11 protein-coding genes are annotated in these 11,560 nt (G+C 67.7%); 2 read left to right on the top strand and 9 right to left on the bottom strand.

What is annotated here, in order from left to right; translation table 11 throughout:
• Positions 1–14 precede the first annotated feature (14 nt).
• The 7 genes from M9921_05540 to M9921_05510 all read right to left on the bottom strand — a co-directional run bounded on the left by M9921_05540 (position 15) and on the right by M9921_05510 (position 7,228).
• Entirely contained in the window at positions 15–881 is an 867-nt protein-coding gene (locus M9921_05540) for a metal ABC transporter permease (GenBank protein MCO5296304.1), read from the bottom strand.
• A 1-nt stretch (position 882) separates the two neighbouring features.
• Positions 883–1,896, bottom strand: coding sequence for a metal ABC transporter substrate-binding protein (locus M9921_05535; protein MCO5296303.1), 1,014 nt, complete (start codon positions 1,894–1,896; stop codon positions 883–885).
• A 16-nt stretch (positions 1,897–1,912) separates the two neighbouring features.
• Positions 1,913–2,926, bottom strand: a complete 1,014-nt coding sequence (locus M9921_05530; GenBank protein MCO5296302.1) for a hypothetical protein — start codon at positions 2,924–2,926, stop codon at positions 1,913–1,915.
• A 181-nt stretch (positions 2,927–3,107) separates the two neighbouring features.
• On the bottom strand, positions 3,108–3,923 hold the full coding sequence (locus M9921_05525) for a metallophosphoesterase (GenBank protein ID MCO5296301.1): 816 nt from the start codon (positions 3,921–3,923) through the stop codon (positions 3,108–3,110).
• On the bottom strand, positions 3,920–4,750 hold the full coding sequence (locus tag M9921_05520) for a metallophosphoesterase (protein ID MCO5296300.1): 831 nt from the start codon (positions 4,748–4,750) through the stop codon (positions 3,920–3,922). The genes M9921_05525 and M9921_05520 overlap by 4 nt, the downstream gene beginning before the upstream one ends.
• A gap of 1 nt (position 4,751) precedes the next feature.
• On the bottom strand, positions 4,752–6,563 hold the full coding sequence (locus M9921_05515; GenBank protein ID MCO5296299.1) for a bifunctional homocysteine S-methyltransferase/methylenetetrahydrofolate reductase: 1,812 nt from the start codon (positions 6,561–6,563) through the stop codon (positions 4,752–4,754).
• Positions 6,564–6,589: 26 nt separating this feature from the next.
• Positions 6,590–7,228, bottom strand: coding sequence for a hypothetical protein (locus tag M9921_05510; protein ID MCO5296298.1), 639 nt, complete (start codon positions 7,226–7,228; stop codon positions 6,590–6,592).
• A 105-nt stretch (positions 7,229–7,333) separates the two neighbouring features.
• Here M9921_05510 and M9921_05505 point away from each other — a divergent pair, with 105 nt between their 5' ends.
• Positions 7,334–7,978 (top strand): HAD-IA family hydrolase, encoded by a 645-nt coding sequence (locus M9921_05505; GenBank protein ID MCO5296297.1) that lies wholly within the window; start codon positions 7,334–7,336, stop codon positions 7,976–7,978.
• 52 nt (positions 7,979–8,030) lie between these two features.
• On the opposite strand, the gene M9921_05500 is transcribed toward M9921_05505, so the two are convergent.
• Both M9921_05500 and M9921_05495 read right to left on the bottom strand, forming a co-directional pair.
• Positions 8,031–8,678, bottom strand: a complete 648-nt coding sequence (locus M9921_05500; GenBank protein MCO5296296.1) for a hypothetical protein — start codon at positions 8,676–8,678, stop codon at positions 8,031–8,033.
• A 64-nt stretch (positions 8,679–8,742) separates the two neighbouring features.
• Positions 8,743–9,723, bottom strand: coding sequence for a Gfo/Idh/MocA family oxidoreductase (locus M9921_05495; GenBank protein MCO5296295.1), 981 nt, complete (start codon positions 9,721–9,723; stop codon positions 8,743–8,745).
• A 113-nt stretch (positions 9,724–9,836) separates the two neighbouring features.
• Here M9921_05495 and M9921_05490 point away from each other — a divergent pair, with 113 nt between their 5' ends.
• Complete coding sequence (locus M9921_05490) at positions 9,837–11,546, top strand: hypothetical protein (protein ID MCO5296294.1); 1,710 nt, start codon at positions 9,837–9,839, stop codon at positions 11,544–11,546.
• The last annotated feature ends 14 nt before the right edge of the window (positions 11,547–11,560 follow it).

Raw genomic sequence — 11,560 nt, 5'->3', positions numbered from 1 at the left:
CCTTTACGCGCCCCTCAGCCCGCCTGGGTCCCTGCGAGCTCGCCATCCTCCGGGTTCATCGCCGCGCGGTTCGGGACAAAGAGCCCTACGACGTAGAACAGCGCCACCACCGCGCCGAAGACGACGACCATCGCCGCACCCGTCGGCCAGTCCCACCTGTAGGAGGCCCACAGACCCCCCAACGAAACCAGCACGGCCAGAGGCAGCGAGACCAACACCGCGGCCCGCATCGACGACACCCACAGGAACGCCATCACCGCCGGCATGACCAGCCACGTGAAGACGACCAGCACGCCCGCGATCTTCACCGACGACGCGACCACGAACGCGAGCAGCGAGTAAAAGAGGAAGTCGTACAAGGCCGCCTTCAAACCCGTCGGCGCGTCGGGCGTCTGCAAGGAGATGCGCGTCGTCGCCTTCCAGAACAAGATCATCACGGCAAGGATCGTCCCGTAGATCACGGCCGTGTTGGCCACGTGGGCATTGTCCACGAAGAGAATGCTCCCCGCCAACAGGTCCTTCAACTCCTCCAACCCGTGCGGCGTGTTCTCGAGCGCGATGATCCCGCCTGCGGAAGCCACCACGAAGAAGATCCCGATCATCGCCTCGTGCGGCACCCGCCCCAAGCGGTACTTCGTGAGCGCGATCGCCAAGGCCCCGGCGAGCGCGAAGCCGAGCGACCACCAGTACGCCTGGGGGGAGTGCGCATCGTGGCCTTGGCGGATCGCCACCACCATGCCGAGCGCCGCGATCTGCGCGACCGCGAGGTCGATGAAGATCACGCCTCGCCGCACGATGTGCAGCCCGAAGAGGCAGTGCACGGGCGACATCACCATCGACGCCAGCGACGCCGGACCCATCAGCAGCCAGTAGTCGCGCATGTCAGCCTCCGTACACCGAGGCCAGACGATCGACGATCGTGTTGATCAGGGAGACGTAATCGCGGGCCGCAGGGTCCTGGCCCACGCTGCCGGGAGCGACCACGACCTTCGCCCCGGTCCGCGACGCCACGAACTTCGCCTCGGTGTCGTGATAGAAAGGCTCCTGGAGAATGACCTTCACCCCGTTGGCGGAAGCGATCTTCAACAGCGAGGCCACGTGTCCGGGCGTGGGATCGAGGCCAGGCTTGGGCTCCAGCTCGCCCACGATCTTGATCCCGAACCGGTTGACGAAGTAGCTCCAACTCCGGTGGTACGTGATGATCGCCTTGCCGTTCAGCGGCGCCATCTTCTTCTCCCAACCGCCGACGAGGTTCGCCGCGCCGTTCGCGGCGAGCTGGCTGGCAAGCTGCCCGCCCACTTCCCATTGCCAAAGCTTGTCGCCGCCGAACTTCGAAACGAGCTGCGCCCCGAACATCGCGACGTCCACACTCCTCTTGAACGCCTCGGCATTCGCGTCGAACGTCTTCGCGCCCGCGGGACGCAAGGCCCCCATGCGCGCCGCGATGTGGTCCGCGATGATGCGCGCGTTGTACGGGTCGAGCCAGTAGTGCGGATTGCCGTAGGGATGGATATCGCCCTCGGCCCGCGTCACCGGCCCGGTGGGTTTGCCCACCAGCGGCACGTCGTCCGACGCGTACAGATGCCCGAGCTGGCCGATCTGGACTCGCCCGTTGCGGCTCCCGGACAGGATCGACTGCTCGTAACCGACCTCCAACTCGAGGCCGACGGCAATGAACAGATCGGCACCGGCCACCCGGCTCATGTAGCTGGGCTTGGCCTCGATGTGGTGGGGGTCCCGTGCCCCCACGATCAGCGAGCTCACGCTGGCGAGGTTGCCGCCGACGGATGCCGCGATCGACGCCAGGTCCTGGGTGGTCGTGACGACCTTGAGCGGGCTCTGGGCGGGCGCGGCGGCGGCAAGGAGGATTGCGGAGAGGAAGAGTAGGTGTTTCATCGTTTCGATTCCTGGATCAATACTTGTGGGCCGGGTGGGTGCCGATCAACCACTGGAACTGGAGGGTCAGAGTGGAGCGCAGCGACTCGTAGTTGCTGGCGATCTGCTTGAATTCGAGCCGCCAGTGCTCAAACTCCGTGACCTTGCGCGTCACGTTCGCCGTCCATGCGATGTGCGTGTCCGCGGTGCCGGGAATCTCGCTGGAGTCGTACCGGACGCCGGCAAACCAGTTGCGCGAAACCTGGTACTCCATGTCCGCAAACATGCCGAACGTCTTCGGAGTCCCCGGAGCCGCGCTGTCCGCCCAGTACGCTTCGACCTCGAACAGCAGCGAGCGCCCCTGCTTGCCGGGCTGCCACTTCATCGTGAAGTCCGTCCCCACCAGGTTCGACCGGCCGTCCATCGACGGGCCGTTGGCCGCGCTGACACCGAACTGCGCCGAAAGGTCTTCCGAGAAGTCGAAGAAAGTGCGGGCGTGACCGACCCACACCGGGCTCGGAGCGCGCGAGCCGGAGAACAGCGGACCGTCCTCGGCATCGACCCCCTCGAGCGTGAAGTCGAGGTAGCGGTCCCCGGGCATGAGATAGCTGATCGAAGCACCTCCGGCACGCAACCCCTCGTCCCCAAGCAGATCGGTGATCACGAGCGGATAGTCCATGAACGAGAGTTGGTCGCGGTGGTTGCGATTTGTGCGGCCGATCGCCGCCGCGATCCTCCCGAACTTGCCCGAGAGCCCCCTTCCCAACTGGTTGTACTGGCCGAACGCCTCTTCGACGTTGATGTGGGACTCCCCGTCCTCCTTCTCGATGGCGAGGTAAGCCTCCGCCTTGAGGAACGGGTCGACGTCCGCGGCGAAGCCGAGCTCGACTTCGCGAAAATCCGCGTGCTCCGCGTCCTTGTCGTCGTCCTTGAGCCGAAACGCAAAGTCGCCGACCAGCGAGATCTTCGGATTGAACGCGTTGGGATTCTGGACGGGGGCGCCCGTCATCGCAAGCGCCGCAACGAATGGGGTCAGAGATGGAATAGGCATGAAGGAACCTCCGAACTTCGAACGGAGAACAGTATGCAGACGACTCCTTCACCCTCCTGCATGTGTTAAGTTATTGCAATAGAGCCCTTCTGCCACTTGGCACGCCCGTCGGGCGGGCGTGGCACCCACCCCTTTGCGCGCGCCCCCCAGCGCCCCTTGCGCCCTTTGCGTGCAACTCCCCCTACGTCTCGACCAAGGTCAACAGAGCGACCTCGGGGGCGCAGCCCAACCGGGAGGGGAAGAACGTCGTCCCCACGCCCCGCGTGACGTAGAGCGGCGTCGGCGCCTCGGGGAAGAACCCGCGCACGTACCGCTCGCCGTGGCGCGTGTGCATCGGCGTCCATCCCCATGGAAAAGTGAACTGGCCCCCGTGGCTGTGCCCCGCCAGCATGAGGGCGGCCCCATGCGGCAGCCACTCGACCATGTCCGGCTCATGCCAAACCACGACCGCGGGCTTGCCGGGATCGGCGAACGCCTCGGCCATCGGGGAGAACGGGTCGGCCTTCCCGGCGTTGGCCGAATCGACCCCGACCCAGTGGATCCCCCCGTGGGTCCACGCCTCGTTGCGCAACAGGCGGATGCCCAGCTCGTCGAACACCGGCTGCAACAGCGTGGGCGTCCCGCCGAAATACTCGTGGTTCCCAGGCACGGCCACCACCGACCCGTGCATCAAGAGCATCGGCTCGAGCACGCGCCCAAGCATCGCCACGACATCCGGCTTCCAGTGCGCGATCAGATCGCCCGCGATCACGACCATGTCGGGCGCCTCGTCCAGCGCCATCGCCACCGCGCGTTCGGCCAGCTCCACCGAACGCTCGTCGCGCAGGTGGAAGTCCGCCAGCAAGGCGATGCGGGTGCCGCTCAAACGCGACGGCCAGCGAGGCAAACGCAAGGTGCGCCGCTCCAGCACGAGCCGGCGCGCCTCGACCAGCGTGCCGTAGGCGAGGGTCGCGGCGCTCGCGCCGGCCAAGCCCCACAAAAGGTGCCGCAGCTTCACGAGGCCGACCTCAGAGTCAGCACGCTCACCTCGGGCGGACAGAATGTGCGCAGATCCGGCCCGATCGTCCCCACCCCGCGGCTCACGTACAACGGCACCGGAGCGGACGGGTAGAAGCCCGCGATGTAGTCGCGCGCCCCGACCGGGGTGTGCACCGCGACCCCCATGGGAAGGCACATCTGGCCCCCGTGGCTGTGTCCGCTCAGTTGCAGCGAAGCGTCCAACGGCAGCTCGCGCACGAAGTCGGGCTCGTGCAACAGGACGAGGGTCGACTTGGAGCGCGGCCGCTCCCGAAGGAACGCGGGGCGCATGCGCCCCACCAGCGCGTCGTCCACGCCCGCCACGGTCACCCCGTCGCACTCGAAGATCTCGTTCTGCAGCAGCCGCACGGGCGAGTTCCGCACGGCCTCGACGACTTTGGCCGGCTGCTGCACCCAGTAGTCGTGGTTGCCGAGCACCCCCACGCACGGGCACTTGGCCTCCCGCAGCGGCTCGAAGCTCCGTGCGATGTGCTCCAGCCCGTACGCTTGGCTCGTGTTGATCGCGTCGCCGGCAAACACGATGAGGTCCGGCTTCTCCTCGACGGCGATCTCCGCGGCGCGCCGCCCCCGCCGCATCGCCGTGTCCGAGTTCACGTGGGTGTCGGACAGCAGCACGACGCGGAAGCCGTCGGCGTCCCAACGCGGGAGACGAAGCGTGTGCCGTTCCACCTGCAACCGGTAGGAGGAACGGTCGGCGTAAGCCATGAACGCGGAGGAGCCGCCGACGCCGAGCAGCGCCGCGCGCAACAGAGCGCGCCGAGAAACCAGCGGTCGGGTGTCCTTCACGCTAGATCACGGCCTCCATGACGCGCTCGGCGATTTGGGGACTGCCGAACGGCGGCATCAGATAAAGCCCCTGGGCGCCGCCGCTCTTCAGCGTCGAGGAGAGCCGCTGCGCCTCGGCGATGCCGACCTCGAGGGCCTCCGCATCGTCCGCGACGTCCGCCATGCGCTGGCGCAGCCAGTCCGGGATGCGGATGCCCGGCACCTCGTTGTGCATGAACTCGCAGTGGCGCTGGCTTCGCAGCGGGAGCACCCCCACGAAGCACGGCAAGCCCAGCCCGGAGCACTGCTCGAGCGCCCGTTCCACGTCGGCCTCCTCGAACACGGGCTGCGTGTACACGATGTGCGCGCCCGCATCGGCTTTGCGGTGGAGGCGGTCCAGCTCCACCTCGGGATCGAGCGCAAGCGGGTTGTATGCCGCCGCGATGGTGAACGCGCACTTGCGGCCCACGCTGTACCCCGCGAGGTCGATCCCTTCGTTGAGCCGGGAGAGGATCCGCACCAAGCCGATCGCGTCGATGTCGAACACGCTCGTGGCGCTTGGATAATCACCGATGTTCGCCGGATCGCCGGTCACGGCGAGGATGTTGCGCACGCCCATCGCGTGGCTTCCCAAAAGGTCCGCCTGCACGGCCAGGAGGTTGCGGTCCCGGCACGAGAAGTGCATCATCGTCTCGATTCCAACCTGGTTCTGGATGATCGAGCACACGGACATCGGATTCATGCGTAGACGCGCCCGGGCGCCGTCGGAGATGTCGATGAGGTCGGCGCCCCGGATCTTGAGCGAGCGCGCCCCTGCCACCACCTTGTCCACGTTGAGTCCGCGCGGAAGGTCCATCTCCACGGTGACGATGAACTTCTTGCCGAGCTTCTCCGCCAACTCCGTCGGCTCGGTATCGGGAAGCGGTTTGCGCTCGGCGACGTGGATGGCCGCCCGCGGCCGCGGCTGGGCTTTGATCCCCGCCGAATCGAGGTACGCGCGGAGCATCCGAATGTGCTCAGGGGTGGTGCCGCAACACCCGCCCACGATGCGGGCGCCCTCTTCGACCAGCCGTGCGGCGGCCTTCGCGAAATACTGCGGCGACGTGTCGTAGGTCACGGCGCCCTTCACGAGCTGGGGCATGCCGGGCGTGGGAAACGCGAGCACGGGCAGATCGACCTCTTCGACGATCATGCGCACCAGATCGAGCATGCGCTGCGGCCCCACGACGCAGTTGGCGCCCACCGCCGAAACGCCCCACGACGCCATCTCGCGCGCGCACCGCGCGGGATGCCCTTCGGCCAGCATCTCCCCGTCTTCGATGTACGCCTTGGAGACGATCACGGGGAGCTTGGACACCGAGCGGATCGCGTGGGCGGCCACGCGCAGCTCCTCCATGTCGATGTACGTTTCGAGGATGAACGCGTCGACGCCGCCCTCCTCCAGGGCCCGCGCCTGCTCGGCCATGGCCTCGAACACCTGCTCCTCGGTGACCGAGCCGATCGGGGCCATCGGCTTGCCGATCGGGCCCATCGCGCCGAGAACCAGCCGGTCCGGCCCCGCCGCCTCGCGGGCGAGCCGGGCTCCGGCGAGGTTCACCTCGAGGGCGTCGACGTTTGTGGGTTCGAGCCGGATGCGGTTCGCTTCGAACGTGTTCGTTTCCACGAAGTCGGCGCCCGCCAGAAAGTACTCCGCGTGGACCTCGCGCACCAGATCGGGGGCGAAGACGTTGGCGAGATCGTAGGGGCGGCGCGTAAATCCACGTTCGGCGAGGCACGTGCCGTTGGCGCCGTCTCCAATGAGCACCGGCCGCTTCAGGGCCTCGAGGAAACGCACGGGTAGGTTATACCCGTCGCCCGGGTTCAAGGAGTCGGGCGAACGGGCTCGCAGTAGCTCATCGCGCGGCTCATCATCATGCGCAGCGCATCGCGGTCCCCCTCGGACAGCTCGGTGGCGGGACGCCGCAAATCGATGGGCCCCATGACCTCGCCCACCCGGTCGCTGTCGCCGAGGCCGAGCACGTGGCCGAGCTCGTGGGCGATCGCTTGGAGCATGGCGGGACCGCTCATCTTCCGGATCTCGATATCCGCTTGGAACGTCTGCTCGATCACCTGGTCGCCGCACGTCGTCACCCGGCGCTTCCACGTGGCGAGCCCGCCGACGTTGCGGCCGTTCGACTGGACGCGCGAGGCGATTCGAATCCGAACCTGGGGCGCCCTGGCATCGACCGCGTCGAACAGATCCGGGCGGCCAAGGGCGTCCTCCCAAAGGGCGGCCGCGTCGCGCACCACTCGGTCGTAGCGGCTCGAGGACGGCTCGAGGATCAACCGGACCCCCTCGGGCAGCGCGATCAGCTCGGCGTGGGCGGACGCCGCCCGGACGTGCCCCAAACGGAACTCGGACCGCGCGCGCTCGAGGTGGGTGAACAGGTCGGGGAGCAAGCGGGACCCCGTCACGGGCATCCCGACCACCGCCGCCATCACGATTGTCGGACCTAACATCTTCGCTCCTCGCGGAGTCTCGGGGACCCCCCTCCCATCTTCGGAAGGCGGAGAGCGCGAATTTAGGGGCGGGACGCACGGTCGAAAATGCAACACTTTGGGGCGATGCGCGATTGGCTCGTGTGTTTCGATCTCGGAGGCGTGCTCGTGCGCATCAACTCCACATGGAGGGCGGCGGCCGACCATGCCGGCGTCGAACCTCGGTGCGAGGCCGATCGATTGGCCGCGCTCGGCGGATTCGACGCGTTCGAGGCGTTCCAGGCGGGAGAGCTGGAGGAGGACGCCTACCTTGAGGCGCTGCGGGCCCATCTGGGGCTCGCCCATGCGTCCGAAGCGCTGCGCGTGCACGAGAGCATCCTCGCCGAGGCGTATCCCGAAACCGAGCCTCTGGTGGCCCGGTTGCACGCGCTCGGAGTGCGCACGGCTTGCCTGTCCAACACCAACTCCATCCACTGGCGGCGGATGGCGCTGAGCGACGAGTTCCCCGCCATCGCCGCGCTCCATCACAAATTCGCGTCCCAGGCGCTGAAGCTCGCCAAGCCCGACCCGCGCATCTACCGCGCCCTTCAGCAAGCAGTGTCGGCCGAGCCCGAGCGGATCGTCTACTTCGAGGACGGCCCCGAGAACGTCGAGGGGGCGCTTCGGAGCGGGTGGCGCGGGTATCTCATCGACCCCCACGCCGACCCCGCCTCCCAGATGCGCCGCCACCTCACAGCCCTGGGCGTTCTGGACCCGAGCCAAAGCACGTAATGCCCCCGAGCCGCAAGGGCTCGAGGGCTGGAGCGGACGGCCCGAGCGGATGCTATTTTCCGCGCTTGGCGCGCCGCCGCATGGCGAAGGCCGAGGTCAGGAACGGCAGCGCAGCCGCAGGGCCGGGAACCGTCGGTCCGGGGCCGCAGGGACCCACGAGGTCCTGGTAGTAGTTGCCACCGGTGCCGTGTCCCGTCGCCTTCAGGTAGTTCGCCTGGGCCGACTGCCCGACGGAAGCCGCCAGGTACGCGTTGGCCTGGGTGAGGATGCCGCCGCCCACCGAGGATTTGAGGTTGCCGCTGGAAAGCCCGTCGCCGTTGTCCACGAGGACGTCCCAAATCGCAAGCTGGAGGGCCGCGCCTTGGGTCGAGCTCGCGACGGTCGCCGCATACGTGTTGTACAGGTACGCGATGCGCTGCCCGTTGCTGAGCAGATCGGTCGAGAGCGAGTTCACCGGATAGGAGGAAGGAATCGTGTTCCAGTGCGTGAGATCGACGCAGTAGGCGTCGAACATGGCTCCCCCGTCGAGGCTCGCAAGCTGCGGACCCGAAACGACGTTCAGCGTGCTGCCGAAATAGTTGAGGCTGACGTTGGCGTTCTTGCCGGCGGTCAGTGAATGAACCGTCAACAGCTCGCTGGCGGGGGCCACCGACGCCGCGACGACTCCTGCGAGAATCGCGAATGTTCTAATAGTGCGCATGGATTGTCTCCTGGCCGGGCAGACCGGCTCCGACCGACAGGAGGCAATAACCGTGCCAGCGCCCTCAGGCCACCGAAACGGGAACCCCGCCCTGGGCGGCCGATCGCCAGGCGGCTTCGGTCAAGCCGATCACCGCAAGGCCGCACTCGAAGGGCGACTCCACCTCGGCGCGCCCGAGAATCGCATCCACGAAGTTCGCGTCGGGATTTCCCGTCGTGTTCGAAGGCGGCACCTCCCGTCGCGATCCGTCCTCGGAGACGATCGTCAGCGCACCTTCCCGCAGGAAGTACGACTCGCGCCCGCACCACACGGTGAAATCCTCGTGCCACGCGTGGGCGTCCCCGACCACCGTGACGCTGCCCAGCGCTCCCCCCTTGAAACGCACGCTCAGCGTCGAGTTGATGTCCACCGGCGTTTGCCGCGAATCGTCGAACGCACAGACGCTCTCGGCCTCGAGTCCCGTCGCCCAAAGAAGCACGTCCAGCAGGTGGCTCCCGGAGTCGTTGAGCTGGCCTCCCCCCGAAAGAGCGGGGTCCTGCCGCCAAGTTCCCACCGTCAACCGCTTCCACTCCTGGCACTGGAGCGCGCTCACGAACTGGACCGGGCCCGCCACTCCCGAGAGCACGCGCTCCCGGATCAGGCGGAACTCGGGCTGGAAATGCCGCTGGTAGCCGAGCACGCCGACCCGTCCCGCGCGGTCCCGCGCGGCGATGGCGGCGCGCGCGTCCGCCGTGTTGGTGGCCAACGGCTTTTCGCACAGCACGTGGAGACCCGCCGCAAACGCGCTCTGCATTTGTTCAAGATGCTGTGTGTGCGGGGTGCTGATTTCCACGGCGTCGAGGCCGCCAGCGGCGATCATGGCGCCGTGGTCCTCGAATGCGGGCACCTCGCCGAGCGCCGGAAACTGCTCCCGGCACAAGCCGATCTGCTTGGGATCGGGATCGCACAGGGCGACGACCTTGGCTTCGGGGATCCCGGCGAGCAGGCCCAGGTGCCATCGCGCGATGCCGCCACAACCGATCAATCCCACGCGCACACGTTCCATGGAACAAGAGTTTGCGAGCGGGGCGCCGATTCCCTGCATGGGCGCGGAGATTCCGTTTGAAGCCACCCGCCGACGCTTGAGGATGCCCGCCGGACGACCGATAGTTTAGGGTGTTGAAACCCGAAGACGCCCCCGTTCGATGGGCACGCCTCGGCGCGTTCCTGGCTCAGGACGACCCGTACGCTTCGATGTACAGGGAGGCCCTCGAGCATGCGGGGCTGCGCGTGGAGTGGATCGAAGAGTGCGCCCCCGCGTGGTTGGAGCGGCTGGACGTCCTCCTGCTGTGCGGGCGCGGGTCGCTTTCAGACGCCGGCCAAGCCGCCGTGGAGGATTGGGTTCAGACCGGCGGGGTTCTCGTGTGCGGCGGCGGGATGTGGGGCCTCCACGAAACCCTCGGCCTCGACCCCCGGGGCACCTGGGTTTCCAACGGTCTGGCAGAGCCCTGCGGCAACGATCGTCTTTGGCCTGCGGGATGTCGCCAGGTGCGCTTCTTTGGAGGCACCCTGGGCACCTGCGTCCGAGGCAAGCCGATCGCCAAGGCGCAAGGGCTCGATGCCCTCACGCGAGCCTCGGTGCGCCGGGGCCATGCGCTCTACATGGGTCCCCACGTCGGCCAAACGATGCAGCTCATGCAGATGGGACGCAGCGTCGAGTGCGACGCCGTGGGCCCTTCCGACGGTTCGGCGACGCTGGACGACGGGCACCTGCGCGACGAGGACGGCACCCAGCTCAGTTACGAGCACGACCGGACCCGCGTGGACGGTTCCGCCCCGTTCTTCGGCCAGCCCCACGCCGACGCGGTGCGCGAGATCTGGATTCGCGCCGTGCTCAACGCTGCGGACCTGGCCGGCGTGGCGGTGCCCCTCCTCTGGCACTGGCCGCACAACGCCGCGGGAACGGCGATGCTCTCTCTGGAGTGCGAGCAGTTCGAGACAGACCGCGTGTTCCGCGTGTACCGCTCGCTCGCCATGTTCGGGTGTCCCGCGGCGTGGATGGTGCGGATGCCCGGCTTCTCGCTCAACGTGTTCCGCGCCCTGCGCTCCTGGGATCACGAGGTCGGCCTCTTGTTCGAGACCGACGACGGCCCGGGCTGGCACGAGGAGCGCGTGAAGATCCAGCTCACCGGCATGCGCCGCGCCTCCGCGCGCCCCTCGATCCTGTCGATGCGGGCCGGCGGCGGCCGATGGCGCGGGTACACCAAGCCGTACGAGCTGGCCGAAGCGTCCGGCGCGCGCGTCTACTGCGGCCGCGGCGGGCGGCAACCGGGAACGCAGGGATTCCTGTTCGGCACGTGCCACCCCTTCTTCCCCGTGCGTCCCGACGGCTCGTCGTTCTACGTCGCGGAGATGCCCGTGGTGCTGAGCGAACCGGGCGACACGGCCCCGGACGCGGTGTGCGACGCGCTGCTCGAGCAGGTCTTGGCTCGGCACGGGTGCCTCCACATCGCCTCGACGCCGGAATCGTTCGACGACCAAACGAAATTCAACGCCATCCGCCGTCTGCTTTCGCTCTGCAAGCAGCATCGCTTGGAGTTCATCCTGCCCGAAACCGCGTTTCAGTTCGAGAAGGCGCGCCGAACCATGAGGATGACGGCGAACGAGACGCGCAACGAGGGGTTCCTCCACTTCTCGTCCGACGTGGGCGTCGAGGAGCTGACGCTGCTGGTCTCGGGTCCTTCGGGGAACGCGATGGTCCGCGGCCGGGAGGCGATGGCGACCCCCGTCGAGCGCTACGGGACGGCGTTCCACGCCATCACCTTCAGCCTCGAGCCGAAACAGCAGGTCGAGGTCGCTTGGGACTTCGGCAATCGGAAGGCTGCCTAGGGCCTCCGGGGCAT

The organism is Fimbriimonadaceae bacterium (assembly GCA_023957775.1).
Taxonomy (GTDB): domain Bacteria; phylum Armatimonadota; class Fimbriimonadia; order Fimbriimonadales; family Fimbriimonadaceae; genus JAMLGR01.
This window is presented reverse-complemented; position numbering and strand designations above follow the sequence as displayed.

What these genes read in the sequence shown, in the direction of transcription:
- M9921_05530 (MCO5296302.1), bottom strand. Translation starts at nt 2,926, where the DNA reads ATGCCTATTCCATCTCTGACCCCATTCGTTGCGGCGCTTGCGATGACG.
- M9921_05505 (MCO5296297.1), top strand. Translation starts at nt 7,334, where the DNA reads ATGCGCGATTGGCTCGTGTGTTTCGATCTCGGAGGCGTGCTCGTGCGC.
- M9921_05535 (MCO5296303.1), bottom strand. Translation starts at nt 1,896, where the DNA reads ATGAAACACCTACTCTTCCTCTCCGCAATCCTCCTTGCCGCCGCCGCG.
- M9921_05495 (MCO5296295.1), bottom strand. Translation starts at nt 9,723, where the DNA reads ATGGAACGTGTGCGCGTGGGATTGATCGGTTGTGGCGGCATCGCGCGA.
- M9921_05510 (MCO5296298.1), bottom strand. Translation starts at nt 7,228, where the DNA reads ATGTTAGGTCCGACAATCGTGATGGCGGCGGTGGTCGGGATGCCCGTG.
- M9921_05500 (MCO5296296.1), bottom strand. Translation starts at nt 8,678, where the DNA reads ATGCGCACTATTAGAACATTCGCGATTCTCGCAGGAGTCGTCGCGGCG.
- M9921_05540 (MCO5296304.1), bottom strand. Translation starts at nt 881, where the DNA reads ATGCGCGACTACTGGCTGCTGATGGGTCCGGCGTCGCTGGCGTCGATG.